Origin of the sequence: Streptomyces sp. SDT5-1 (assembly GCF_052245995.1) — a bacterium.
Taxonomy (GTDB): domain Bacteria; phylum Actinomycetota; class Actinomycetes; order Streptomycetales; family Streptomycetaceae; genus Streptomyces.
The window spans coordinates 6,481,037-6,505,608 of sequence record NZ_CM125963.1 but is presented as its reverse complement, the minus strand read 5'-3'; the positions used below and the strand labels follow the sequence as shown (position 1 = coordinate 6,505,608).

Below are 24,572 nucleotides of genomic sequence, written 5' to 3'. Positions count from 1 at the left end.
TCCCTCCGGGTGCAGGCGCGCCCCCGCCGACTGCGGTGGACGGGGGCACGCTGCCGCGTCAACTACGCCCTGGGCGTCAGAGGTTGGTCATGTCGACCGGGATGCGCTGGTCGGCGCCGTCCCGCAGGATGGTGGCCTCGATCAGGCCGTAGGGGCGGTCGGCCGCCCAGTACACCGCGCCGTCCTTCGCCTCGTTCTCCAGGCCGAAGGCCGAGAGGTCCTGGCGGAAGTGGTGCTTGTTCGGGGCGGAGAAGCGGATCTCGTCGATCTCGCTGCGGTTGTTGATGACGCGCGAACCCATCTGGAAGAGGGTCTGCTGCAGCGAGAGCGAGTACGTCTCGACGAAGGCCTGGAGGATGTGCTTCTTGGCCTGCTCGTAGGACTTGTTCCAGTTGGGCGTGCGCTCGCCGTCGACACCGGTCCAGCTGTGCCGCCACCACGTCGACAGGGACGTGGCGAGGATGCGGTCGTAGTCCTCCTGGAGCGTCGTGTACTTGTCCTTGATGTAACCCCAGAACTCGGAGTTCGTGGTGTTCATCACGGTCAGGTCCTTGAGCCCGGACAGGACTTCGAACTTCTCGCCGTCGTACGTGATCTGGACGAGACGGGTCTCCTGGCCCTTGCGGACGAAGGAGTGCTTGACCTCGTCGGCGCCGATGAACTTGGAGCCCGCGTCGGAGCCGGCGATGCGCTCCCAGGCGTACTCCTCGATGCGGATGCGCGCCCGGTGGATGGACGGCTGGCTGTCGACGAAGTGCCGGGCGAGCTCGATGCCGTACTGCTCGGCGGACTCGATGCCGTGTTCCTTGGCGAACGCGAAGCAGGTGTTCTTCGTCGTGTCCGTCGGCAGGCAGTTGGCGTTCGACCCGGTGAGGTGGACGTCGTCGAGGTCACCGCTGAGCGCGACCGAGACGTTGAGGTCCTTGATGTGGTGGGTGTCGCCGTCCCGCGTGATCTTTACGACTCGGTTCTCGGCCTTGCCGTACTGGTTGGAACCCAGGATCGTGGGCATGTCTGCTAGCTCCCTCGGTAAACGGAGTAGCCGAACGGGTTGAGCAGCAGCGGCACGTGGTAGTGCTCGCCCGGCTTGACGGCGAACGTGATCGCCACCTCCGGGAAGAACGCTCCGGTCGTGTCGCTGTCCCGATTCGCGGGGGCGTCCTGCTGCGCATCGGCTTGCTTCTTGTCGAAGTACCCCTCGGTCTCGAAGTCGAGGCGTACGTGGGTGGTGCCCTCCGGCAGCGCCGGCAGGTCCTTGCAGCGCCCGTCCGCGTCGGTGGCACTGCCGCCGAGCGCCTGCCACTCGGCGTTCGAACCGGCGCGTGCCGCAAGGGAGATGGCGACGCCCTCGGCGGGGCGTCCGATGCTGGTGTCCAGGATGTGCGTGGACACCGATGCCGTGGTCTCGGTGCTCATCAGGCTTTCCTTGTTCTTATGCTGCTTCGACGATGCGGGTCAGGCGGATCCGGTTGATCTTGCCCAGTTCGGTGCGGACGATCTCCCGCTCCTGCTCGGGGCTGTTCTCGATCCGGGTCCTGATCGCATCGAGCATCCGCTCCGCCGTGGCTCCGGTGGCGCAGATGAGGAAGACATGGCCGAACTTGTCCTGGTAGGCCAGGTTGAGCTCGAGCATCTCCTTCTTGAGTTCCTCGGAGGCCCCCGCCATGCCGCGCTGCTCGCGCGAGGACGTCGGGTCGCCGGGCTTCGGGCGGCCGATCGGCGGGTGCCCCGCCATCGCCTCGGCGAGGTCGTCAGCGGTCAGCTCCGCCATGGCGGCGTCACTGGCCGTGAAGAGGGACTCTGCGGAAGCGAAGGGGCGCTGGGCGAGAATCTTGCTCCCCCACGCCGATGAAGCACACACCTCATGGAGCTCGGCCTGGGCCGCGCTCTCGTCCGAGGCGTTGAACCGGGAGAGGCCCCGATGAGTAGCTGACGAACCTGAAGTCACGGGATGCCTCCGTGGCCTTGTGCTGGACGGGCTGCAGATAGCTAACGCCCCCGGAAACATCACGTCAACACTTTGTTGAAAACTCGGAGTTACAAAAAACCGCCGTCCGGATATCGGACGGCGGTGAGGAGACGGGCGGCGGGCTCGGCATCATCCCAGGTCAGGGGGTCTTGTCCCGGTTGAGATAGTTGTAGACGGTAAAGCGGGAGACGCCGAGGGCGCCGGCCACCGTCTCCACACCGTGACGTACAGAGAACGCTCCGCGTGCCTCCAGAAGGCGTACGACCTCCTGCTTCTGCTTGCGGTCGAGCTCCGACAGCGGCATCCCCCTGGTGCGCTCCAGGGCCGCCAGGATGTGGTCGAGCGAGTCCGCCAGCTGGGGCAGGCGCACGGCCACGACGTCGGCCCCCTGCCAGGCCAGTACGACGTCGTCGGGGCCCGCGCCGTCCGGCGGCAGCATCTCCCCGCCCATCGCGTCGACCAGCGGCTTGACCGCGGTGATGAAGGCGTCCCCGGTGTCGCTCACGCGTCGTCCCCCTTCCCCGTGGCGTCCGCCACCACGTTGACCTGCAGCGAGATCCGCGTGGCGCCGCTCGCGAGGCCGCTGCGCAGCAGGCGGTCGACGGCAGTGAGGACCTCGTCCGCGCCACCCTCCGCCGTATTGCCGAACGGCCCCACGTCGACCTCGTCGAGGTCGGCGGCCTCGATCACCCGGCGGGCCGCGAGCGCGTGCTCGGGCGCCTCCTCCAGGTCGAACGGCTCCGTCGTGAACTCCACTCTCAATCGCACGCACTCAACCTAACGCGCGCGCGGCCGCCGCCGGGAGCCGCCGCCAATTTCGACGTCCCCTCTTGACAGCCACGAACCCTTGCAGGCAATCTTCCATCAAGTAGAAACGAACTTCCGCAATACGGAACACCGCGATGCGGAACACGAACCAGAAGGGAGCGCCGACCCCGATGGGATTCGCAGACCAGCGCTTCAACGTCAACCTGTCGATCCTCTTCACGGAGCTCCCGCTCCTGGAGCGCCCCGCGGCCGCCGCCGCGGCGGGCTTCACCGCGGTGGAGCTGTGGTGGCCCTGGGTCGACGCCCCCACCCCCGAGCAGTCCGAGCTCGACGCCCTGCGCTCCGCGATCAAGGACGCGGGAGTACAGCTCACCGGCCTGAACTTCTACGCGGGGCAGCTGCCGGGCCCGGACCGGGGCGCCCTGTCGATCCCCGGCGAGGAGAGCGAGAAGTTCCGCGCGAACATCGACGTCGCGGCCGACTTCGCGCAGTCCCTCGGCTGCACGGCGCTGAACGCGCTGTACGGCAACCGGGTCGACGGCGCCTCCGAGCAGGAGCAGGACGAACTCGCCCTGGAGAACCTGGTGTTGGCGGCCCGCGCGGCCGACCGGGTCGGCGCGGTGCTGCTCATCGAGGCGCTGAACGCGCCCGAGTCCCCGAAGTGCCCGATCGTGAGCGCCCCCAAGGCGATCGAGATCGTGGACAAGGTGAACGCGGCGACCGGCCTCGGCAACGCCAAGTTCCTGATGGACCTGTACCACCTGTCCATGAACGGGGAGGACCTGCAGGCGGTCATCAGCTCGTACACCGACAAGACGGCGCACGTGCAGATCGCCGACAACCCGGGCCGCGGCGCCCCCGGCACCGGCTCGCTGCCGCTGGAGGAGCTGCTCGACCAGCTCAAGAAGGCAGGCTACGAGGGCTACGTGGGCCTGGAGTACAAGCCGGGCGACGCCCCGAGCGCCGAGGCCTTCGACTGGCTGCCCCGCGAGCACCGCGCGGCCTGAGCCCGCGACGGCCTTCGGCCGACGCCAACTCATCGACGTATCAAGGCATTTGGAGTCACCCTCATGAGCAACAACCTCCCCAAGGTCGCGTGGATCGGTCTCGGCATCATGGGCTCGCCCATGTCGGAGAACCTGATCAAGGCCGGTTACGACGTCACGGGCTTCACCCTGGAGCAGGACAAGCTGGACCGCCTCGCGGCCGCCGGCGGCACCGCCGCGAAGTCGATCGCCGAGGCCGTCAAGGACGCCGACGTCGTCGTGACGATGGTTCCGGCCTCCCCGCAGGTCGAGGCCATCGCGTACGGCCCCGACGGCATCCTCGAGAACGCGAAGTCGGGCGCCCTGCTCATCGACATGTCGTCGATCACCCCGCAGACCTCGATCGACCTCGCGAAGGCCGCCAAGGACAAGGGCATCCGCGTCCTGGACGCCCCCGTCTCCGGTGGCGAGGCCGGCGCCATCGAGGCCGTCCTGTCCATCATGGTCGGCGGTGAGCAGGCCGAGTTCGACGAGGCCAAGCCGCTGCTCGACGCCCTCGGCAAGACCATCGTGCTGTGCGGTCCGCACGGCTCGGGCCAGACCGTGAAGGCCGCCAACCAGCTGATCGTCGCCGTCAACATCCAGGCGTGCGCCGAGGCCGTGGTCTTCCTGGAGAAGTCCGGCGTGGACCTGAAGGCCGCGCTCGACGTCCTCAACGGCGGTCTGGCCGGCTCGACCGTCCTGACGCGGAAGAAGGACAACTTCCTCAACCGCGACTTCAAGCCGGGCTTCCGCATCGACCTGCACCACAAGGACATGGGCATCGTCACCGACGCCGCCCGCAACGTCGGCGCCGCGCTGCCCGTCGGCGCCACGGTCGCCCAGCTGGTGGCCTCGCTGCGCGCCCAGGGCGACGGCGGCCTCGACCACTCGGCGCTGCTGCGCTCGGTCGAGCGCCTCTCGGGCGACCAGCCCAAGTAAGGCCCTCGGCACCACCTCAGACTTCCGGGCCGCGGCGGCGCTGACACCTGTCCTGTCGCGCCCAGGCGCCGCCGCGGTCCGGAACCCGATCTCGCACCGCCATAACTTCAACAAACTGTTGACGTAGCAGTTCAGGGGTCCTTACGCTCCCTCACATCGACAGCTCGATCGTCAGCAGCCACTGCACGGAAGGTCGCCTCGAACAAATGCCGAAGCGTGTGCTCACCACCGAGTCCGGCGCGCCAGTCGCCGACAACCAGAACTCCGCCACCGCAGGCGTCGGCGGCCCGATCCTGCTCCAGGACCAGCACCTCCTGGAGAAGCTCGCCCGCTTCAACCGCGAGCGCATCCCGGAGCGCGTGGTGCACGCCCGCGGCTCCGGCGCGTACGGCTACTTCGAGGTGACGGACGACGTCACCGACTACACGTACGCCGACTTCCTGAACACCGTCGGCAAGCGCACCGAGGTCTTCCTGCGCTTCTCGACCGTCGCCGACAACCTCGGTGGCGCGGACGCCGTCCGTGACCCCCGCGGCTTCGCGGTGAAGTTCTACACCGAAGAGGGCAACTACGACCTCGTCGGCAACAACACCCCGGTCTTCTTCATCAAGGACCCGCTGAAGTTCCCCGACTTCATCCACTCCCAGAAGCGCGACCCGTTCACGGGCAAGCAGGAGCCGGAGAACGTCTGGGACTTCTGGGCGCACGCCCCCGAGGCCACCCACCAGGTCACCTGGCTGATGGGCGACCGCGGCATCCCGGCCTCCTACCGCCACATGAACGGCTACGGTTCGCACACCTACCAGTGGACGAACGACAAGGGCGAGGCCTTCTTCGTCAAGTACCACTTCAAGACGAACCAGGGCATCCGCTCGCTCTCCTCCGAGCAGGCCGCCGAGATCGCGGGCAAGGACCCGAACTCGCACCAGACCGACCTGCTCCAGGCCATCGAGCGCGGCGTGAACCCGTCCTGGACGCTCTACGTCCAGCTGATGCCGGCGGCCGAGGCGGCCGACTACCGCTTCAACCCGTTCGACCTCACCAAGGTGTGGCCGCACAAGGACTACCCGCTGCAGCGCGTGGGCCGCCTGGTCCTGGACCGCAACCCCGACAACGTCTTCGCCGAGGTCGAGCAGGCCGCGTTCTCCCCGAACAACTTCGTTCCGGGCATCGGTCCCTCCCCCGACAAGATGCTGCAGGGCCGTCTGTTCGCCTACGCGGACGCGCACCGCTACCGCCTGGGCGTCAACCACACCCAGCTCCCGGTCAACGCCCCCAAGGCCACGACCGCGGACAACTACGGCCGCGACGGCCTCATGGCGACCAACGCCTACGGCCGCGCCCGCAAGAACTACGAGCCGAACTCCTTCGACGGCCCCGTCGAGACCGGCCGCCCGCTGGCCGCGCCGCTGGCGATCAACGGCTACACGGGCACCCACGAGGCCCCGGCCCACACCAAGGACGACGACTTCTTCCAGGCGGGCGAGCTGTACCGCCTGATGTCCGAGGACGAGAAGCAGCGTCTGGTCGCCAACATCGCCGGCGGCCTCTCGCAGGTCTCCCGCGACGACATCGTCGAGAAGAACCTGGCCCACTTCCACGCCGCCGACGCCGACTACGGCAAGCGCGTGGAGGAGGCGGTCCGCGCCCTGCGCGAGGACTGAGCCCCCTGACTGCGTACGCGGGGCGGCGGGAGGTCCGCCCCCGTACGCACTGACCCGCACCGTCTGCCACGGCCCGGATGAGGGGTGGTCGTGGCCGGCGGTAGCGGGCGGACGAGGACCGCGGCGGCTTGTGCAGCGTACGAGCCAGTGCGGTGGTGAAGGTTCCTCCGCTCCCCTTTCGACCTGAGGGAGGGCGGGCGGGGAACCGTCGTACGACAGCCGCCGCGGTCCCAGCCACCCCATGGACTCCGTCCGGTGGCGCGCATGCATGTTTCGCCAGTCGCGCGCCGTCGGGCGGCAACAACTCCCGAACCAGAGCCCCGAACACGACGGTCCGTGTCCGGGGCTCTTCGGCGTCCGCTCGCAAGCGGCCCACGCGTCAGAGCCAGTCCTTGCGCTTGAAGATGACGTACAGGCTCACGCAGACGACCCCCATCAGGGCGATCGCGAACGGGTAGCCGAAGTGCCAGCTCAGCTCCGGCATGTGCGAGAAGTTCATGCCGTAGATCGTGCCGACCAGCGTCGGAGCGAACAGGATCGCCGCCCATGACGAGATCTTCTTGATCTCCTCGTTCTGCTCGAAGCCCGCCTCGGCGAGCGCCCGCATCTCCGCGTTCTGCTGCTGCGTCACCAGCGTCGCGTTCACCGTGAGGATGTCGGTGAGCGCCTGCCGGAACGAGTCGACGCGCTCACTGGTGTGCGTGACGTGGTCGGCCACGTCCCGCAGATAGCGCTGCAACTCCTCGTCCGTGCCGTACTTCGCGAAGCCCGCCATCAGGGCGTGCAGCATGCCGACCAGGGGGCGGGTCGCGCGCTGGAACTCGACCATCTCGCGGGAGAGTTCGTAGATGCGCCGCGAGACCTCGGGCGCGCCCGAGAACACCTCGGTCTCGATCTCGTCCACATCGTTCTGGACGCCCGCCACGACCGGCGCGTACCCGTCGACGACCGCGTCCAGGATCGCGTAAAGCACCGCCTCCGGGCCCAGGCGCAGCAGGTCGGGGGTCGCCTCCATGCGGCTGCGGACCGCCGACAGGTCGGGGGCCGCCCCGTGCCGGACCGTGATGACGAAGTCGGGGCCCACGAAGACGTGCAGCTCGCCGAAGTCGACCTCCTCGGACGCGTCCAGATAGCGGGCCGCGCGCAGCACCACGAAGAGGGTCTCGCCGTACCGCTCCAGCTTCGGCCGCTGGTGCGCCTCCAGGGCGTCCTCGACCGCGAGGCCGTGCAGGTCGAACTCGGCGGCCAGCGACTTCAGTTCCGAGTCGGAGGGCCGGGCGAGACCGATCCACGCCATCGTCCGCGGCCGCTCGCGCAGCTGCCGGTACGTGTCCGTGAGCGTCTCCGGCGTCGCGACCCGCACGCCGTCCCGGTACAGCGCCGCGTTGACGACGCTGCCCTGGTCCTGCGGCGCAGGCTCGTCCGCGGTCGTGCGCTCCGGTGCGGCGGGCGGCGACGCCGGGGTGGTCGCGCGGCGCCACGTGTAGCGGCGCGGCCCACCGCGCTCGTTGTCGCGGCCGGACCGTCCCTGCCGTCGTGGCATCGCCGCCTCCCTCCGTACTTGAGTGCCTGAGTGCTCGCGTGTTCGCGTGCGGGGTGTTCTCTCGGGTCCCCGGGCAGGGTAACCAGCGAAGATGACGGCGTGGTGCAGCGCATCGCGGACGGCCGCTGTCCTACATACCCGTTACCTTCCCCTCATGACGACGCAGCAGCTGACCGCCCGCGCCCTGGGCCGCGCCACCCTGGAGCGCCAACTCCTGCTCGACCGCGCCCCGCTGGCCCCCGAGGACGCCGTCCACCGGCTGCTCGGGCTCCAGGCCCAGGAGGTGCGGCCGCCGTATCTCGCGCTCGCCGCCCGCCTCGCCGACTTCACGCCCGCCGCGCTCTCCGCCGCCCTGGAGGAGCGCCGGGTGGCCCGGCTCGTCACCATGCGCTCGACCATCCATCTGCACACCGCCGACGACTGCATGACGCTGCGCCCCCTCGTGCAGGCCGCCCGCGACCGCGAGCTGCGAATGTTCCGCAAGGGCCTCGTCGGCGTCGACCTCGACCGCCTCACCGATCTGACCCGCCGCTACGTCGAGGAGGAGCCGCGCACCCCGAAGGAGATCCGCGAACTGCTCCTGAAGCACTGGCCGGACGCCGATCCGCAGGCCCTCACCATCGCCGCCCGAGGCCGTCTCCCGCTCGTCCAGGTCACGCCGCGCGGGCTGTGGCGGCGCAGCGGCGGCGTGCGCCTGACCACGGCCGAGCAGTGGTTCGACCGGCCCACCGAGCCGGCGCCCGACCCCGACGACACGATCCTGCGCTATCTCGGTGCCTTCGGCCCCGCCTCCGTGAAGGACTTCCAGCAGTGGGCGGGCATCACCCGCACCAAGGAGGCCTTCGAGCGGCTGCGGCCCCGTCTGGTCACCTTCCGCGACGAGCACGGCGTCGAGCTGTTCGACCTGCCCGACGCGCCACGCCCCGACCCGGACACGCCCGCCCCGCCGCGCCTGCTCGCCGAGTTCGACAACCTCCTCCTGTCCCACGCCGACCGCACCCGCGTGATCCACGAGGCCGACCGGGGCCGCAACTGGCAGGTGAACACCGCCTACTTGACGTTCCTCGTCGACGGATTCCTCGCCGGCCTGTGGACCTTGAAGGAGAACGGGGACGCGGGCAGCGTGCTCACCCTCGAGCCCTTCCGGAAGCTCACCCGCCCCCAGCGCGACGAGCTCGTCGCCGAGGCGGAGCGCACCGCCGCCGTCCTGGAGGCGCCGGGGCCGCTCTCCGTGGAATTCGGCACCGTCCGCACGTAGGCGCCGGGGCGTTCAGTCCGCGCGGCCCGTCGCCGCCACCGTCACGCCGAGGCCTATCAGCGCGAACCCGCCCGTCCCGCCGATCATCGACAGGCGCCGGTCCGAGCGCGCGAACCAGGTGCGCGCCGCCGACGCCGTGAGCCCCCACAGCGTGTCCGTGACCAGGCCTATGGAGATCGGGATCAGGCCGAGCAGCAGCATCTGCGCCGGGACGTGACCCGCCTCGTGGTTCACGAACTGCGGCAGCACCGCGGCGAAGAAGACGATGCCCTTCGGGTTCGTGACCCCCACGAGCACGCCGTCCGCCACCGTGCGCAGATCGCCGCGCGGCGGTCCCGCCGGGCCGCGTATGTCGGACGCCTTCATGTCCCGCCGGTGCCGGAACGCCTGCACGCCGAGGTACACGAGATACGCCGCGCCGGCCAGCTTCACCGCGAGGAACAGCGCGGCCGACCGCTCGACCAGCGCGCCTATCCCGAGGGCCACCGCCACGACCAGCAGGTACGAGCCGACGACGTTCCCGAGCGCCGTCGCCACCGCCGTCCGTGCGCGAGCGCCCGCCCGATCACGAACAGCACGCTCGGTCCCGGAATCACGATCACCAGCAGCGACATCGCCGCGAACGCCAGACACCGCTCCATCGACACCATGCCGATCCGCCCCCTTTTCCGCCCGGTCCTGCTCCGTCCCGCTCCCTCGCGACCTCACCCCACGCGAACCATTGAAGCCCACGCCACTGACAATCGCCGCCGACCGTCGGCGGCCGACGGCCCTACGGCAGTATCCCCGCCCGCCGCGCCGCCACCACCGCCTCGCCGCGCGTGTGCGTCCCCAACTTCCGCATCGCCGAGCGCAGATACCCCTTCACCGTCTCCGGCCGCAGCCCGAGCCGCTCCCCCGCCGCCGCGTTCGTCGCGCCCGCCGCCACGCACGCCAGCACGTCCACCTCCCGCGGCGCCAGCGTCACCGGCGCCTCCTCCGGTGCCCGCACCGGGTCGGACGCCGCCGCAAGACGCCCGCACACCGCGAGCAGTTCGTCCCGCAGCGCCGGATCGGCGAGCTTCGGCGCCAGGGCCCGCAGCGCTCCGTGCGCCTCCCTGACCTCCTCCCACGCCCCGCCGTCCTCGCCCGCGGGGGCCCGCGTCACGGACAGCAAGGACTGCACCTCGTCGCGCACCACGAGCGCCTGCTCCACGTCCCGCGCCGCCGCCATCGCCGCGTCGAGCGCCCGGTCGCCGAGCGGTCGGGCCGTGCGCAGCGCCCCGTACAGGACGCCCCGCACCCGGCGCCGTACGACGACGGGCACCGCGAGGACCGAGTGCAGGCCCTCGGCCGCGACCGCGGCGTCGTACTCGTGGCTGATGTGCCGGGAGCCGTGGTAGTCGGTGACGGCGCACGCCCTGGCGAGCGTGAGGGCCTTGCCGCCCAGGCCGTTGCCCGCGGTGATGCCGAGCCCGTGCAGCGCGCCCGTCGACGCGCCGCTGATCTCGGCGATCCGTACCTGCCCCGCCGCCTGCCCGGGCCCGGCGGTCAGCCCGCCGAACGCCACCGGAAGGCCCGTGCCCCGGCGCAGCCGCACCAGGGCCGCGCGCATCTCGACCGCCTCGGCGGTTCCTGCGCTCACCGTCCATCACCTCGCCGCGCACTGTTCACCCCCGTATGGGGGTGGTGAGACCTGCGTCACTCACTACACGATGGCAGACACGGCCCGCGACGGTGCGGGACACGAGGTGGATCCCGGGCCACCCAAGGACTCAAACGGAGCGCACATGACGACGGCGAACGGACCCACGGAGCAGTTCCGCACAGCCCGAGACTTCCTGTTGCAGCACGCGCGGGACTACGAGTCGGCGTACGAGGGCTTCTCCTGGCCCCGGCCCGAGCGTTTCAACTGGGCCCTCGACTGGTTCGACGTCATCGCCGAAGGCAACGACAAGGTCGCGCTGCACATCGTCGAGGAGGACGACTCCGAGGCCCGCTACTCCTTCGACACCCTGCGCCGCCGCTCCAACCAGGTGGCGAACTGGCTGCGCGGCCACGGCGTCGGCGCGGGCGACCGGGTGCTGCTCATGCTCGGCAACCAGGTGGAGCTGTGGGAGGTGATGCTCGCCGCGATGAAGCTGCGGGCCGTCGTCCTCCCCGCGACGCCGCTGCTCGGTTCGGCCGATCTGACCGACCGCGTGGAGCGCGGCAGGGCGCGGCACGTCGTCGTGCGCCCCGAGGACATCGCGAAGTTCTCCGAGGTGCCCGGCGACTACACCCGCATCGTGGTCGGCTCGGACGCCCCCGAAGAGGGCTGGCTCGGCTACGAGGAGTCGGCGGGCGCCACCGACACCTTCGAGGCCGACGGCGAGACCCGCGCGGAGGACCCGCTGCTGCTGTACTTCACCTCCGGCACGACCGCGCGCCCCAAGCTCGTCGAGCACACCCACGTCTCGTACCCGATCGGGCATCTCGCGACGATGTACTGGATCGGCCTGCGCCCCGGTGACGTGCACCTGAACATCTCGTCGCCCGGATGGGCCAAGCACGCCTGGTCGAACTTCTTCGCGCCGTGGAACGCCGAGGCGACCGTCTTCCTCTACAACTACACGCGCTTCGACGCGGGCCGCCTGATGGCCACGATGGACCGGGCGGGCGTCACGTCGTTCTGCGCGCCGCCCACCGTGTGGCGGATGCTCATCCAGGCCGACCTCACCCAGCTGCGCACGCCGCCGCGCGAGGTCGTCGCCGCGGGTGAGCCGCTGAACCCGGAGGTCATCGAGCAGGTCGAGCGGGCCTGGGGCATCACCATCCGCGACGGCTTCGGGCAGACCGAGACGTCGGTGCAGGTGTCGAACAGCCCGGGGCAGCGCCTCAAGTCCGGCTCCATGGGACGTCCGAGCCCCGGCTTCAAGGTCGAGCTGCTCGACCCGGTGACCGGCGCGCCCGGCGCCGACGAGGGCGAGATCAGCCTGGACCTGTCCGCCCGGCCCGTCGGCCTGATGGTCGGCTACCACGGCGACCCCGAGCGCACGGCGGAGGCGATGGCGGGCGGCTACTACCGCACCGGCGACATCGGCTCGCGGGACGCGGACGGCTATCTGACGTACGTGGGCCGCGCCGACGACGTGTTCAAGGCGAGCGACTACAAGATCAGCCCGTTCGAGCTGGAGAGCGCGCTCCTCGAGCACGAGGCGGTCGCGGAGGCGGCCGTCGTGCCCGCCCCCGACGAGCTGCGGCTCGCCGTCCCGAAGGCGTACGTGGTGCTGGCGGAGGGCTACGAGCCGGGCCCCGACGCGGCGAAGCTGCTGTTCGAGCACTCCCGCGCGACCCTCGCCCCGTACAAGCGGGTGCGCCGCATCGAGTTCGCCGAGCTGCCCAAGACGGTCTCGGGCAAGATCCGCCGCATCGAGCTGCGCGAGGCCACCGCCAAGGGTTCGACCGCCGAGTACCGCGAGGAGGACTTCAAGTGAGCGTCATCTCCGGGGAGTTGTCGTACACGCACGGGACCAGCGAGGTGCCGCTGCTCGGCGACACCATCGGCGGCAATCTGCGACGCACCGTGGAGGCGTGGCCGGACCGCGAGGCGCTGGTCGACGTGGAGAGCGGGCGCCGCTGGACGTACGCGGAGTTCGGCGCGGACGTCGACGAGCTGGCGCGCGGGCTGCTCGCGCGCGGTGTCGCCAAGGGCGACCGCGTGGGCATCTGGGCGGTGAACTGCGCCGAGTGGGTGCTGGTGCAGTACGCGACCGCGCGGATCGGCGCGATCATGGTGAACATCAACCCGGCGTACCGGGCGCACGAGTTGGCGTTCGTGCTCAAGCAGTCCGGTGTCTCGCTGCTGATCTCGTCGACCGAGCACAAGGGCACCGACTATCGCGAGCTCGTCCGCCAAGTGGCTGCCGAGTGCCCGCTGTTGCGCGAGAAGGTGTTCATCGGCACGGACAGCTGGGACGCCCTCGTGGCGGCGGCGATCGGTGTCGACGCCGGGCAACTGGCTGAACGAGAGGCCGAGTTGTCGTGCGACGACCCGGTGAACATCCAGTACACCTCGGGCACGACGGGCTTCCCGAAGGGGGCCACGCTCTCCCACCACAACATCCTCAACAACGGGTTCTGGGTGGGCGAGACGGTCGGCTACACCGAGCGGGACCGGGTGTGCCTGCCCGTACCCTTCTACCACTGCTTCGGCATGGTGATGGGCAATCTCGGCGCCACCTCGCACGGCGCCTGCATCGTGATCCCGGGGCCGTCCTTCGAGCCGGCCGCCACGCTGCGCGCCGTCCAGCAGGAGCGCTGCACGTCCCTGTACGGCGTGCCGACGATGTTCATCGCCGAGCTGAACCTGCCGGACTTCGCCTCGTACGACCTGAGCACCCTGCGCACGGGGATCATGGCGGGCTCGCCGTGCCCGGTCGAGGTGATGAAGCGGGTCGTCGCCGAGATGCACATGGCCGAGGTCTCCATCTGCTACGGCATGACCGAGACGTCGCCGGTGTCGCTGCAGACCCGCCGCGACGACGACCTGGAGCGCCGCACCGGCACCGTCGGCCGCGTCCTGCCGCACATCGAGGTCAAGGTGATCGACCCGGTCACCGGGGTCACGCTGCCGCGCGGCGAGTCGGGCGAGCTGTGCACGCGCGGGTACAGCGTGATGCTCGGCTACTGGGACGAGCCGGAGAAGACCGCCGAGGTCATCGACGCGGGCCGGTGGATGCACACGGGCGACCTGGCGATGATCCGCGAGGACGGCTACGCGCAGATCGTCGGCCGCATCAAGGACATGATCATCCGCGGCGGCGAGAACATCTCCCCGCGCGAGATCGAGGAGTTCCTCTACGGCCACCCGAAGATCGCCGACGTGCAGGTCGTGGGCGTCCCGCACGAGAAGTACGGCGAGGAGGTGCTGGCCTGCGTGATCCTGCGGGACCCCGCGGACACGCTGACCCTCGACGAGGTGCGGGAGTTCTGCCGCGACCGGCTCGCGCACTACAAGGTCCCGAGCCGGCTGCGGATTCTGGAGCGGTTCCCGATGACGGTGAGCGGGAAGGTCCGAAAGGTGGAACTCCGCGAGGGGTACGGGGAGTTGTAGAACGGGAAACTGAAGAAGGGGGCCTACGGCTCCCTCCGCATGCACACCCTCGGCCATCGGTCCAGGCCGTGCTCGGCCTCCGCCGCGCGGATCGCGCGGAGTCCGGGCGTGACCTCGGCTTCGGTGAGCCGGCGGAAGCCGAGGCGCTCGTAGTACGGGGCGTTCCACGGCACGTCGGTGAAGGTGGTCAGGGTGAGGCCGGTCAGGCCCTGGTCGCGCGCGCAGTCGGCGGCGTACGCGAGCAGGGCCTGACCCACGCCGCGGCGGGCGGCGTCGGGGTGCACGGTGACCTGCTCGACGTGCAGGGCGCCGTCGACGGGCTCGGCGACGAGGTAGGCGACGACGGTCCCGGCGTCCTCGGCCACCCAGGCGTGCCCGGACCGGCGGAACCGGTCGAGCTCGGCGGGCGTGGGCGGCGCGTCGTCGGCGATCGCGGCCATGCCGACCGTCCGGAAGATCTCGCCCGCGGCCGTCTCGATCGCCTGGAGGCGCGGGAAGTCGGCGGGTTCGGCGCTGCGAATGATCACCCGTCCAGTATGTCGGGGCCGCGCACCCCGCTCACCCGCATTTCGCGCCGCAGAGCCCGCTACGCCCCGCCCGCGATCAGCTCGTCCGCGGGCCCGTTCACCGGCTGCGGCACCCCGGCCAGGTCGAGCACGAACAGCGGGACGCCGAGCGCGTCGGCCCGGGTGCGGGCCTCGTCGACGTATCCGGCCAGCGAGAAGTAGGCGCAGGTCGCGGACTCCGCCATGGACCGCAGCCACAGGCACTCCACGTCGCGCAGCGTCGCGGGCCGCACCGAGGGCTCGACCTGGGCGACGACCCCGCGCGCGGCGAGCCCGATGCCGGAGGGCGGCCGCTGGTCGGCCTGGCGCACGTCGTCGTGGCCGAGCCAGCGCAGGTACAGGGCGACGGCCGTGACGGCGTCGCGCGCAGTGCGGATGGCGACGGGTTGGAAGGCGGGTCGCGGCGGCGCGGCCGTGCGCGGCAGCGGGATGTGGGCGGGCGCGGGCGCCTGGTCGTCGTGGACCGGGACGCGCAGCACCGAGCCGCAGGCGCAGCCCAGCTCGGGCCGGGGCCAGCGGTCGTGCCGGCCGCACATGGGGCAGCGCAGGGTCACCCAGTCGTCGTCCCAGGTGCGCTCGGACACGGGGACGGGGGCGGCGCCGCGCACCATCGGCGGCGCGACGGGCGCTCCGCAGGCGCAGGGCAGGGCCTGGGGCGCGTACAGATGCTCGCGCCGGCAGGTGGGGCAGCGCAGGCGGGCGGGCTCGGCCACGGCAACTCCCCCTCGCTCCCGGCCGGAAACGGATCGACGTCAGTCTCATCATCCACCTTGACGGCCTGCAAAGCGCCCCTCTACATTGCTTCCATATAGCAGAACCTGGTTTCCACATTACGGAAACAGTGGAGACCAGGTGACGGAATTCAGAGCTCGCCGCGGGGCGCGACGGGAGCGCGAATCCGACAGCCGAAGCCGTACACAGTCACAGCAGGAGTCGGGAGCACTCATGGCTCGAATGACCGCCGCCCGCGCGGCCGTTGAGATCCTCAAGCGCGAGGGCGTCACGAACGCGTTCGGCGTGCCCGGTGCCGCCATCAACCCCTTCTACAAGGAGCTCAAGGAGAGCGGTGGCATCGACCACACGCTCGCCCGCCACGTCGAGGGCGCCTCGCACATGGCCGAGGGCTACACCCGGGCCAACCCGGGGAACATCGGTGTCTGCATCGGCACTTCGGGGCCCGCCGGGACCGACATGATCACCGGCCTGTACTCCGCCACGGGCGACTCGATCCCGATCCTGTGCATCACGGGCCAGGCCCCGAGCCACCTCCTGCACAAGGAGGACTTCCAGGCCGTCGACATCGCCTCGATCGCCAAGCCGGTCGCGAAGATGGCGGTGACCGTCCTGGAGGCAGCGCAGGTCCCGGGCATCTTCCAGCAGGCCTTCCACCTGATGCGCTCCGGCCGTCCCGGCCCCGTCCTCATCGACCTGCCGATCGACGTCCAGCAGACGGAGATCGAGTTCGACCCGGAGACGTACGAGCCGCTGCCGGTCTACAAGCCGGCCGCGACCCGCGCGCAGATCGAGAAGGCGATCAAGCTCCTCGTCGAGTCCGAGCGGCCGCTGATCATCGCGGGCGGCGGCATCATCAACGCCGACGCGAGCGACCTGCTCGTCGAGTTCGCCGAGATCACCAACACGCCGGTCGTGCCCACGCTGATGGGCTGGGGCACCATCCCCGACGACCACGACCTGAACGCGGGCATGGTCGGCCAGCAGACCGGCCACCGGTACGGCAACGCCACGTTCCTGGAGTCGGACTTCGTCCTCGGCATCGGCAACCGCTGGGCCAACCGCCACACCGGTTACAAGCTCGACGTCTACAAGGGCGAGCGGAAGTTCGTGCACGTCGACATCGAGCCGACGCAGATCGGCAAGATCTTCGCGCCGGACTACGGGATCACCTCCGACGCCAGGTCGGCCCTGGAGCTGTTCGTCGAGGTCGCCAAGGAGCTGAAGGCCGCGGGCGAGCTGCCGGACCGCTCCGCCTGGGTCGCCTCGCACCTGGAGCGCAAGGAGACCCTCCTGCGCCGCACGCACTTCGACGACATCCCCATGAAGCCGCAGCGCGTCTACGAGGAGATGAACAAGGCGTTCGGCAAGGACACCCGGTACGTCACGACGATCGGCCTCTCGCAGATCGCCGGCGCCCAGATGCTGCACGTCTACAAGCCGCGGCACTGGATCAACTGCGGCCAGGCGGGCCCGCTCGGCTGGACGATCCCGGCCGCGCTCGGCGTCTCCAAGGCCGACCCGGACACGCAGGTCGTCGCCCTCTCCGGCGACTACGACTTCCAGTTCATGATCGAGGAGCTGGCGGTCGGCGCCCAGCACCGCATCCCGTACGTCCACGTCCTCGTGAACAACGCGTACCTGGGCCTGATCCGCCAGGCGCAGATCGGCCTGGACATCAACTTCCAGGTCAACCTGGAGTTCGAGAACCAGAACAGCCCCGAGCTGGGCGTCTACGGCGTCGACCACGTCAAGGTCGCCGAGGGCCTGGGCTGCAAGGCGATCCGCGTGACGGACCCGAACGAGCTGGGCACCGCCTTCGAGCAGGCGAAGAAGCTCGCGCAGGAGCACCGGGTGCCGGTCGTCGTCGAGGCGATCCTGGAGCGCATCACGAACATCTCCATGAGCCCGACCGCCGACATCAGCGCGGTGAAGGAGTTCGAGGAGCTGGCGACGGAGCCGGGCCACGCGCCGACGGCGATCCGTCCGCTCAAGGTCTGACAGCCCCCGCTCGAAACGGGCCGTGGCCCCGACACCGAGGTGTCGGGGCCACGGCCGTTCGGCGTGCGCGTGGTCGGCGCGTCAGTGGCTCAGTTCCACGTCCGCATCATCGCGGCCCTTCCCGTCGAGGCTCAGCGGGAGGGCCTGCGGGGCGTAGCCGCTGGCGACGACCGTGTACTCGCCGGCGTCCAGGTCGTCGAAGGCGTAGGCGCCGTCGACGCCCGTGACCGTCGTGCCGACCGTGTTGCCCGCCGCGTCGAGCAGCGTGACGCGGGCGTCGTCCAGCGGGTCGCCGGACGCGCCGCGCACCACGCCGTGGACGCGGGCGCCGGGCACCAGCCGGACCTCGCAGCGGTTGGGCGTGCCGGAGGCCACCTCGACCGGGAGCGCCGTGGGCCGGTGGCCCTCCGCGCTGACGGCGAGGGTGTAGCCGCCGGGGGCCAGGTCGCCGAACGCGAAGGAGCCCGTGGCGTCGGCCGCGCCGGACGCGACGACCTCGCCGCGCACGTCGGTGACGATCACCAGGGCGCCCGGCACCGGGAGTTCGCCCGCCGCCTCGACGACGGTGCCGGTGAGGCCGGCGGACCCGGCCAGCATCAGGTCGAAGTCGAGGAAGCCCTCGCCGACCGTCAGCGTCGTGGCCTGCGGCTGCCGGGAACCGGCCGAACCGATCAGGACGTACGTCCCGCCGGCGGGCGCCCCGAGCAGGTACGCGCCGTCGGCCGCCGCCGTCGTACGGCCGAGCTGGGCGCCCCGCAGGTCGATCAGCGTGACCACGGCGCCGACCAGCGGGGAGCCCTCGCGGTCGCGGACGTAACCCCTGATGCCGGAGGTGGCGTCCGAGGTGTCCGGGGTGCCCTCCACTGCGGCTGCCGGGGCGGCCGCCGGTTCCTCGGAGGCCGACTCGGAGGCCGTCTCCCCCTTCTCCGCCGCCTCGCGCGCCTGGAGGCCCGACATCTTGCGCAGCGGAACCTCCTTCGTCCACAGCACCATCAGGAACGCGAGGACGATGACGCCCGCCGCGATCAGGAACACCAGGTGCATGGCGTCGGCGAAGCCCTGCTTGAACGGCTCCGCGAGCCGCGGGTCCAGGTGCTGGATGAACGAGGAGTCGCTCAGCACGTCGCCGCCGCCCCCGCCGGAGCCCTTGAGCATGTCGAGGACCGGCTTGTTCGCGGGGTCGGAGACGACCGACGGGTCGTGCAGCGCGGCCTGGAAGTCGTGCGTCCTGGCCGCCGACTTGAAGGCGTCCGAGATCTTGTCGCCGACGTTCGAGAAGAGCACCGACAGGAAGATCGCCGTACCGGCGGTGGCGCCCATCTGCCGGAAGAACGTGGACGACGCCGTCGCCACGCCCATGTCCTGCGGCGGCACCGCGTTCTGCACCGCGAGCACCAGCGTCTGCATGCAGCAGCCGAGGCCGAGGCCGAAGACCGCCATGTAGAGCATGGTCTCCCACAGCGGGGTGTCCCACTGGACCTTGAAGTGGAAGAGCAGCAGCGCCGCCACCATCAGGAGGGTGCCCAGGGTCGGGAAGATCTTGTAGCGGCCGGTCTTCCCGGTGATCTGGCCGGAGATGATGGACGCGATCATCATGCCGGCCATCAGCGGCAGCATCTCGAGCCCGGACCGGGTCGGGCTCGCGCCCTTCACGATCTGGAGGTACTGCGGGATCATCAGCATGCCGCCGAACATGCCCGCGCCGATCAGCACGGACAGGAAGCTGGTCTTGCTGAAGATGGCGTTGCGGAACAGCCGCATCGGGATGAGCGCGTCGTCTCCGACAGCCCGCTCCACGAAGATCCACGAGACGATGCCGACGGCACCGACGGCGTAGCAGACGATCGAGCCCGCGGAGCCCCAGCCCCACTCGCGGCCCTGCTCGGCGACGAGCAGCAGCGGCACGACGCCGAGCGCGATGGTGAACGCGCCCCACCAGTCGATCTTCCGGTCGCGGCGGACGTGCGGGATGTTGAGCACCTTCGCGACGACGAACAGCGCGACGATCGCGACCGGCACGTTCACCAGGAACACCCAGCGCCAGCCGGTGACGCCGAGGATGCTGTCCTGCCCGGCGAGGGCGCCGCCGATGAGCGGTCCCGCGACGCTGGACGTGGCGAAGGTGGCGAGCATGTAGCCCTGGTAGCGGGCCCGTTCGCGCGGCGGCACGATGTCGCCGATGATCGCGAGCGCCAGCGACATCAGACCGCCGGCGCCGATGCCCTGCACCGCGCGGAACGCGGCCAGCTCCGGCATCGACGTCGAGAAGGTGCACAGCGCCGAGCCCACGATGAAGATCGTGATCGCGGCGAGGAAGTACGGCTTGCGGCCGTGCAGGTCGGACAGCTTGCCGTAGAGCGGCGTCGCGATCGTCGACGTGATCAGGTACGCCGTCGTCGCCCAGGCCTGCTGGCTGAGTCCGTCGAGGTCGTCCGCGATGGTGCGGATCGAGGTGGAGACGATGGTCTGGTCGAGAGCGGCCAGGAACATCCCCAGCATCAGACCGCTGAGGATGGTGAGAATCTGCCGGTGGCTCAGGCCGCCGGAGGTGGGGGTCTCTTGTGGGGTGGATATGGCTCGGGTAGCGGTGTCTCCGCGGGACGCGGACACGGCCTCAGTCATTCTTGCGTTGCTCCCTGCTCGCCACCGGGCCCGGGCACGTGGCCGGGCTCGTGACGCGCGTATTCAAACTCTTCCAGGTCGTCATTGAGGCGGGAGAGCAGCCGGATCAGCTGGTACCTGTCCTCGGCGGACCACGGCTCCAGCAGCTTCGCGAATCCCGCGTCGCGCTGGCGCCGGTACTCCTCGAACACGTCCCGGCCCGCGTCGGTGGCGCGCAGCAGCGCGCCCCTGCGGTCCTCCGGGTCGGGTCGGCGCTCGACGAGTCCCCTGTCGACCATCGCCCGAACCTGTCGGCTGACCGTCGACAGGTCGAGGAAGGTCGCCGCCGCCAGGTCGGTGGCGCGGCGTTCGCCGTCGCGCACCAGCTTGGCGAGCAGGACCCGTTCGCCGGCCCGGCTCTCCAGCCTGGCCTTCTGCCGGTAGGCAGTCAGCAGCCTCGAGAACCGCACCAGCTGGTTTCCGAGTCCGGCCGCGGCCTCCTCAGTGTTCGCGCTTCCCGTCTCCGGGATGTCCGTCTCCGCACGGTCATGGACCGTCCCCTTGTCCATGTCCCGCCTCCTTGCTCGGTGACCCGTCCGGTCACGTCGCCCAGTCACTTGCTTGTATCGAGCAAGCGAGTGTAGCCCCTTTTCCTGAGTGCTCCGCGCACCGGCCGCGAGGGTCTTTGTGCAGGTCAAAGGGGGGTCAAGCAGGGGTCAAGAGGGTCCCGCGAGCTACTTCGGCGCTGCTAAAGATCCGTGCCGAGATCGCTCCTGACGACATAGCTGCACTGGGTGTACGAGTACCCGGCCTGGATCCGGCCGCCCGCCGCGCGCCCGCTCGCCGTCGCGCTCCTGCCGCCCGGTTTGTGCAGGAAGTGGTACGTGCCCGAGGGCAGCCGCAGCGTCCGCTTCGGGTACGCCGTGCCGCTCGCCTTGCACGCCTTGGCGCGGCCCGCCGACTCCGAGGGGTACGTGTCGCAGGACCCGCAGGCCGGGACGGTGATCCTGCCGGTGACCGGACCGGTGTAGAGGATCTCGACGGGGTCGGGCCCGTCGTTGCTGATCACCATCTCCATGCGGGGACCGCCGGGCGTGCCCTTCGGCGGCAGCCGGTGTCCCGCGGCGGGCCGCAGCTCCGCGATCTCGGCGGCGATGGCGACCTGCCGCGCGCGCTCCCGCCGGTCGTCGTCCTTGTACGTGCTCGCGAACGAGGTCAGCGAGGTGCGGGCGGCGGCGAACCGGCCGTCCTCGAACTGGTCGAGGCCGCAGGCGTACGCCCCGTCCCGCACGGCCGCCGCGACCTTGCCGCGCAGATGGGCGGGCGCGGGGGCGGGCAGCTGTTTCGCGGTGTCGCCGATGCGGCGCAGGGCCCGGGTGGCGGCGCACGGGTCGCCGCCCTTCAGCCGGCCCGCGCGCCGGGCGACGGCCGCGCGCACGGCGGGCTCCACCTCACCGGCCTGCGCGGATTTCGGGAACGTACGCAGGAGACGGCCCAGTTCGCCGCCCCTGCCGTCGGACTCGGACGAACCGAGCTTCTCCGTGCCGCACGTGAGGAGCGAGCGGGCGAGGGGCTCGTCGGGCCAGGCCGCGAGGGAGCCGAGGACGGAGCGGTCGATGGTGTGCGGGACCTCCCGCAGATGTTCGAGGGGCGCGACGGCGGCGCAGTGCTCGCCGTCGGCGTACGGCGCGGAGACCACCTTGTAGTAGGCGGCGAGGCTGTCGTGCACGCGGTGCGCGGCGCGGGAGTCCGGGTGGTGCTCGGTGAGGTCGCGGTACCGGTCGAGGGCGGCGCGGTAGTCGGCGCGGGCCTCGGGGAAGTCGTGGGCGGAGGCCTTGCGGACGAGGGCGTCGGCGCGGTCGAGCCGGTCGAGCAGCATGTCCTCGACGGCGTCGTCGCGCAGCCCGCCGTACGCGACGGCTCCCCCGGCGGGCACGGCGAGCAGTGCGATCCCGAGCACGAGCGCCACGACCGGCCTGACCTGGACGGCGGCCGGCGGAGTGCGCAGGCCGCGGCGGGCTCCGTCGACGGCGGCGGCGAGCAGCAGCGCGGCGTAGCCGATCAGCGCCCAGGCGGGCACGCCGTCCGGGTCGGCGGGCAGCGCGAGGGTGAGCAGCGCGGCGGTCGCGAGGACGCAGAGCAGGGCGAGCAGGCGGCGGCGCAGGAGGACGTAGCCGAGGCCGAGTCCGCTGAGGTTGAGCAGTCCGGCGGCGAGGGCGCGGGCGGGGTCCGCGGGTCCCGCGGGCGGGCGCGTCGGCATGGGCGGCACGTACATGCTGGGTGGCGGGCCGAAGCCGCCGCTCTCCTGGTCCCCCGCGCCGTCGGACGACGCGCCCCCCTGCCACCTCATCGCGGTCCCCCAACCGTCAGGTGTCACACCCCGAGGGAAACGATCGGGGGCGGCGCCCCGCCTGTCAATCGGTCTTCTGTCCTGCTCTTTCCGTCAACTCCCTTTACGTTCCGAACTCTTGACGCCCCCGCGACACGCCGCCCGGACCTGGGCCTCGGCACCCCGCTCAAACGTGTGCATACCATCACGACATGACGGCCCAGATCCGCATCGTCCGTGACACGCCGCTGCGCGCCGCCGAGGCGTGGCGGCGGCTGACCGACTGGGAGCGGCACGGGGACTCCGTGCCGCTCACCCGTGTCACGGTGACGACGCCGCCGCCGGACGCGGCGGGCACGGTGTTCGTGGCGCGCACCGGTGTGGGCCGGTGCGGCTTCGACGATCCGATGGAGGTCGTCGCCTGGCAGCCGCCGCGCCGCTGCCGGATGGAGAAGCGGGGCCGGGTCGTGACGGGCTGGGCGGAGTTCGAGGTGCGGGCGCTCGGCGAGGGCGGCTCGCGCGTGGAATGGCGCGAGGAGCTGCACGTACGCGGAGTGCCCCGCGCCGCGGACCGGGTGGTCGCGGCGGCGGGGCGATGGGTGTTCGGGCGGGCGGTGACGGGGTTGCTGGGCGACACCGACGACATCGACGGGGCTGACGCCTCGTCAATCGGTGGGGAATAGCGGCGGGTTCGCGTACCGCGCCAGTTCGAGCGCCTGCTGCGGGAACCAGTCGCCGGCCTTCGGGTCGACCGTGCCGCGCTCCGGGTCCTCGGGTCCCGCCGTGCCGCGCAGGCACAGGCCGTCGGATTCCCCCGGCGTCTTGATCCACAGGCGGGCGTCCTGCAAGGGGTCGCCGGTGCGCAGCGTGGGGCGGGCGCCGAGTCCGCGGTCGGGCGGGTTGCACCAGTCCTGGGGGTCGGAGTACTTGCCCGCGGGCGGGGTCCAGGGGCCGCGACCGTTGCGGCTGGAGTCGGTGACGAAGTGCGGCATGCGGGAGGCGGGGACGTGCACGTTCGCGTCGATCCAGGCCTGGGCGTCGGCGCGCGGAGTCCACTGGTTCGGGCAGTCGGCGACGTCGCCGTCTTCGTTCCGCACATAGGCGACGCAGGAGGAGATCAGCTTCCCGTACCAGGAGTTGGCGTCGTCGGTGAGGTAGTTCGAGGCGTTGGTGTAGAAGCCGGAGGCGTGCGTGACGCCGCCCTTGATCAGGCGCGGCACGATGGCGTTGACGCTGTGCCAGCCGGGGTGGCCGGTGTCGAGGTAGACGCGGGTGCCGGGCAGTGGTTCGAGGTGGTCGACGGCGTAGTTGACCTCCGTGTAGCGGGCCGCGGTCTTCGTGCCCTGGGCGTCGTCCTGGCCGCAGTCGGCGGGGAGCAGGGCGAGGGCGTCCGGTTCGAGGACGACCAGGGCGTCGCGGGTGCCGATGCCGCGGGCGACGGCGTCGATCCAGGCCTGGTACTCGGCGGTGTTCGCGGCGCCGCCCGCGGAGTAGTTGGAGCAGTCGCGGCCCGGGATGTTGTAGAGCGCGAACACGGGGAGGGCGTCGCGGCGGTCGGCGTCCTTGACGACGTCGCGCGCGAGCTTCTCGACCTCGGCGGGACTCTGGTCGCCGAACCACACGGCCTGCGGGGTGGCGATCATCGCGGTGATCCGGGCGGCGTCGCGGTACTGGCCCTGTTTGGCGAGTCCGGCGATCTGGCGGAGGGCGTCGGGGTTGGGGTCGGGGGTGTAGAGCGCGGGGCCCCGCCCGTGGTCCGCGTCCGCGGCGGCGGGTTGCGCGGTGCCGAGGAGGAGGCCGGAGAGGGCGAGGGCGGCGATCGCGGCGGATGCGGCGCGCCGTCTGAGGGGTCTTCGCACGGTGACTCCTGGGGTTCCGGTCGGCCGGCCGACGCGGCACGCCGCGCCGACCCTTACGGAGCGCTCCCGCGGTGTCCGTGCGTTCTACGGGAGCGCTCCCACAGGGTGGGCGGGGGTGGGGGTGGCGGTCAAGTGGTGGGAGCCGAAAGGAGGTTGAATGGCGGAGAGTCACGTGGGGCCGGGGGCGGCAAGCGGGCTCGGCAGGGCCGTCGGCCCACCGCGGGCGCCCCACGGGAAACGT

The 24,572-nt window shown here is 71.0% G+C and carries 21 protein-coding genes and 1 pseudogene; 8 read left to right on the top strand and 14 right to left on the bottom strand.

Features of this window, described 5'->3' with window-relative positions; all coding sequences use genetic code 11:
- Positions 1–76: 76 nt before the first annotated feature.
- The 5 genes from pucL to ACTWJ8_RS29800 form a co-directional block, all read right to left on the bottom strand.
- Positions 77–1,012, bottom strand: coding sequence for a factor-independent urate hydroxylase (pucL, locus tag ACTWJ8_RS29820; protein WP_356378991.1), 936 nt, complete (start codon positions 1,010–1,012; stop codon positions 77–79).
- A 5-nt stretch (positions 1,013–1,017) separates the two neighbouring features.
- Positions 1,018–1,416, bottom strand: coding sequence for a hydroxyisourate hydrolase (gene uraH / locus ACTWJ8_RS29815; RefSeq protein WP_443260760.1), 399 nt, complete (start codon positions 1,414–1,416; stop codon positions 1,018–1,020).
- A 16-nt stretch (positions 1,417–1,432) separates the two neighbouring features.
- Positions 1,433–2,008 carry a 2-oxo-4-hydroxy-4-carboxy-5-ureidoimidazoline decarboxylase gene (uraD, locus tag ACTWJ8_RS29810; RefSeq protein ID WP_443265028.1) on the bottom strand — a complete coding sequence of 192 codons (576 nt, stop codon included), beginning with the start codon at positions 2,006–2,008 and terminating at the stop codon, positions 1,433–1,435.
- Between the two features lie 100 nt (positions 2,009–2,108).
- Complete coding sequence (locus ACTWJ8_RS29805) at positions 2,109–2,474, bottom strand: helix-turn-helix domain-containing protein (RefSeq protein ID WP_443260759.1); 366 nt, start codon at positions 2,472–2,474, stop codon at positions 2,109–2,111.
- A complete protein-coding gene (locus tag ACTWJ8_RS29800) occupies positions 2,471–2,737 on the bottom strand; it encodes a hypothetical protein (protein WP_443260758.1) in 267 nt (88 codons plus the stop codon). Before ACTWJ8_RS29800 ends, ACTWJ8_RS29805 begins: the two co-directional genes overlap by 4 nt.
- A gap of 170 nt (positions 2,738–2,907) precedes the next feature.
- Here ACTWJ8_RS29800 and ACTWJ8_RS29795 point away from each other — a divergent pair, with 170 nt between their 5' ends.
- From ACTWJ8_RS29795 to ACTWJ8_RS29785, 3 genes are all read left to right on the top strand, one after another.
- Entirely contained in the window at positions 2,908–3,744 is an 837-nt protein-coding gene (locus ACTWJ8_RS29795; protein WP_356378980.1) for a TIM barrel protein, read from the top strand.
- A 63-nt stretch (positions 3,745–3,807) separates the two neighbouring features.
- Positions 3,808–4,704 carry a 2-hydroxy-3-oxopropionate reductase gene (locus ACTWJ8_RS29790; protein ID WP_356378978.1) on the top strand — a complete coding sequence of 299 codons (897 nt, stop codon included), beginning with the start codon at positions 3,808–3,810 and terminating at the stop codon, positions 4,702–4,704.
- Between the two features lie 206 nt (positions 4,705–4,910).
- Positions 4,911–6,368 carry a catalase gene (locus ACTWJ8_RS29785; protein WP_443260757.1) on the top strand — a complete coding sequence of 486 codons (1,458 nt, stop codon included), beginning with the start codon at positions 4,911–4,913 and terminating at the stop codon, positions 6,366–6,368.
- 379 nt (positions 6,369–6,747) lie between these two features.
- Here the strand turns inward: ACTWJ8_RS29785 and ACTWJ8_RS29780 are convergent, their stop codons facing one another.
- Positions 6,748–7,911 (bottom strand): magnesium and cobalt transport protein CorA, encoded by a 1,164-nt coding sequence (locus ACTWJ8_RS29780; RefSeq protein WP_443260756.1) that lies wholly within the window; start codon positions 7,909–7,911, stop codon positions 6,748–6,750.
- 154 nt (positions 7,912–8,065) lie between these two features.
- Between ACTWJ8_RS29780 and ACTWJ8_RS29775 the strand changes: the two genes are divergently transcribed.
- Positions 8,066–9,169 (top strand): winged helix DNA-binding domain-containing protein, encoded by a 1,104-nt coding sequence (locus ACTWJ8_RS29775; protein WP_443260755.1) that lies wholly within the window; start codon positions 8,066–8,068, stop codon positions 9,167–9,169.
- Positions 9,170–9,181: 12 nt separating this feature from the next.
- Here ACTWJ8_RS29775 and ACTWJ8_RS29770 read toward each other — a convergent pair.
- Both ACTWJ8_RS29770 and ACTWJ8_RS29765 read right to left on the bottom strand, forming a co-directional pair.
- Positions 9,182–9,819 (bottom strand): annotated as a pseudogene (locus ACTWJ8_RS29770) (LysE family translocator).
- Between the two features lie 122 nt (positions 9,820–9,941).
- A complete protein-coding gene (locus tag ACTWJ8_RS29765; RefSeq protein WP_443265026.1) occupies positions 9,942–10,763 on the bottom strand; it encodes a response regulator transcription factor in 822 nt (273 codons plus the stop codon).
- Positions 10,764–10,938: 175 nt separating this feature from the next.
- Here ACTWJ8_RS29765 and ACTWJ8_RS29760 point away from each other — a divergent pair, with 175 nt between their 5' ends.
- Together ACTWJ8_RS29760 and ACTWJ8_RS29755 are read left to right on the top strand one after the other, a co-directional pair.
- On the top strand, positions 10,939–12,624 hold the full coding sequence (locus ACTWJ8_RS29760) for an AMP-binding protein (RefSeq protein ID WP_443260754.1): 1,686 nt from the start codon (positions 10,939–10,941) through the stop codon (positions 12,622–12,624).
- 5 nt (positions 12,625–12,629) lie between these two features.
- Positions 12,630–14,243 carry an AMP-binding protein gene (locus ACTWJ8_RS29755; RefSeq protein WP_443265024.1) on the top strand — a complete coding sequence of 538 codons (1,614 nt, stop codon included), beginning with the start codon at positions 12,630–12,632 and terminating at the stop codon, positions 14,241–14,243.
- Between the two features lie 23 nt (positions 14,244–14,266).
- On the opposite strand, the gene ACTWJ8_RS29750 is transcribed toward ACTWJ8_RS29755, so the two are convergent.
- Together ACTWJ8_RS29750 and ACTWJ8_RS29745 are read right to left on the bottom strand one after the other, a co-directional pair.
- Positions 14,267–14,770 (bottom strand): GNAT family N-acetyltransferase, encoded by a 504-nt coding sequence (locus ACTWJ8_RS29750; RefSeq protein ID WP_443260753.1) that lies wholly within the window; start codon positions 14,768–14,770, stop codon positions 14,267–14,269.
- A gap of 59 nt (positions 14,771–14,829) precedes the next feature.
- Positions 14,830–15,522, bottom strand: a complete 693-nt coding sequence (locus ACTWJ8_RS29745; protein ID WP_443260752.1) for a hypothetical protein — start codon at positions 15,520–15,522, stop codon at positions 14,830–14,832.
- 232 nt (positions 15,523–15,754) lie between these two features.
- On the opposite strand from ACTWJ8_RS29745, the gene gcl reads away from it, so the two are divergent.
- Positions 15,755–17,542, top strand: coding sequence for a glyoxylate carboligase (gcl, locus tag ACTWJ8_RS29740; protein WP_443260751.1), 1,788 nt, complete (start codon positions 15,755–15,757; stop codon positions 17,540–17,542).
- An 81-nt stretch (positions 17,543–17,623) separates the two neighbouring features.
- On the opposite strand, the gene ACTWJ8_RS29735 is transcribed toward gcl, so the two are convergent.
- The 3 genes from ACTWJ8_RS29735 to ACTWJ8_RS29725 all read right to left on the bottom strand — a co-directional run bounded on the left by ACTWJ8_RS29735 (position 17,624) and on the right by ACTWJ8_RS29725 (position 22,493).
- Complete coding sequence (locus ACTWJ8_RS29735; RefSeq protein ID WP_443260750.1) at positions 17,624–20,164, bottom strand: MFS transporter; 2,541 nt, start codon at positions 20,162–20,164, stop codon at positions 17,624–17,626.
- Positions 20,161–20,712, bottom strand: a complete 552-nt coding sequence (locus ACTWJ8_RS29730) for a MarR family winged helix-turn-helix transcriptional regulator (protein ID WP_443260749.1) — start codon at positions 20,710–20,712, stop codon at positions 20,161–20,163. Before ACTWJ8_RS29730 ends, ACTWJ8_RS29735 begins: the two co-directional genes overlap by 4 nt.
- A 179-nt stretch (positions 20,713–20,891) precedes the next feature.
- Entirely contained in the window at positions 20,892–22,493 is a 1,602-nt protein-coding gene (locus ACTWJ8_RS29725) for a hypothetical protein (RefSeq protein WP_443260748.1), read from the bottom strand.
- 191 nt (positions 22,494–22,684) lie between these two features.
- Here ACTWJ8_RS29725 and ACTWJ8_RS29720 point away from each other — a divergent pair, with 191 nt between their 5' ends.
- On the top strand, positions 22,685–23,155 hold the full coding sequence (locus tag ACTWJ8_RS29720; protein WP_356378924.1) for an SRPBCC family protein: 471 nt from the start codon (positions 22,685–22,687) through the stop codon (positions 23,153–23,155).
- Here the strand turns inward: ACTWJ8_RS29720 and ACTWJ8_RS29715 are convergent.
- On the bottom strand, positions 23,138–24,331 hold the full coding sequence (locus ACTWJ8_RS29715) for a glycoside hydrolase family 6 protein (protein ID WP_443260747.1): 1,194 nt from the start codon (positions 24,329–24,331) through the stop codon (positions 23,138–23,140). The genes ACTWJ8_RS29720 and ACTWJ8_RS29715 overlap by 18 nt on opposite strands.
- Between the last annotated feature and the right edge of the window lie 241 nt (positions 24,332–24,572).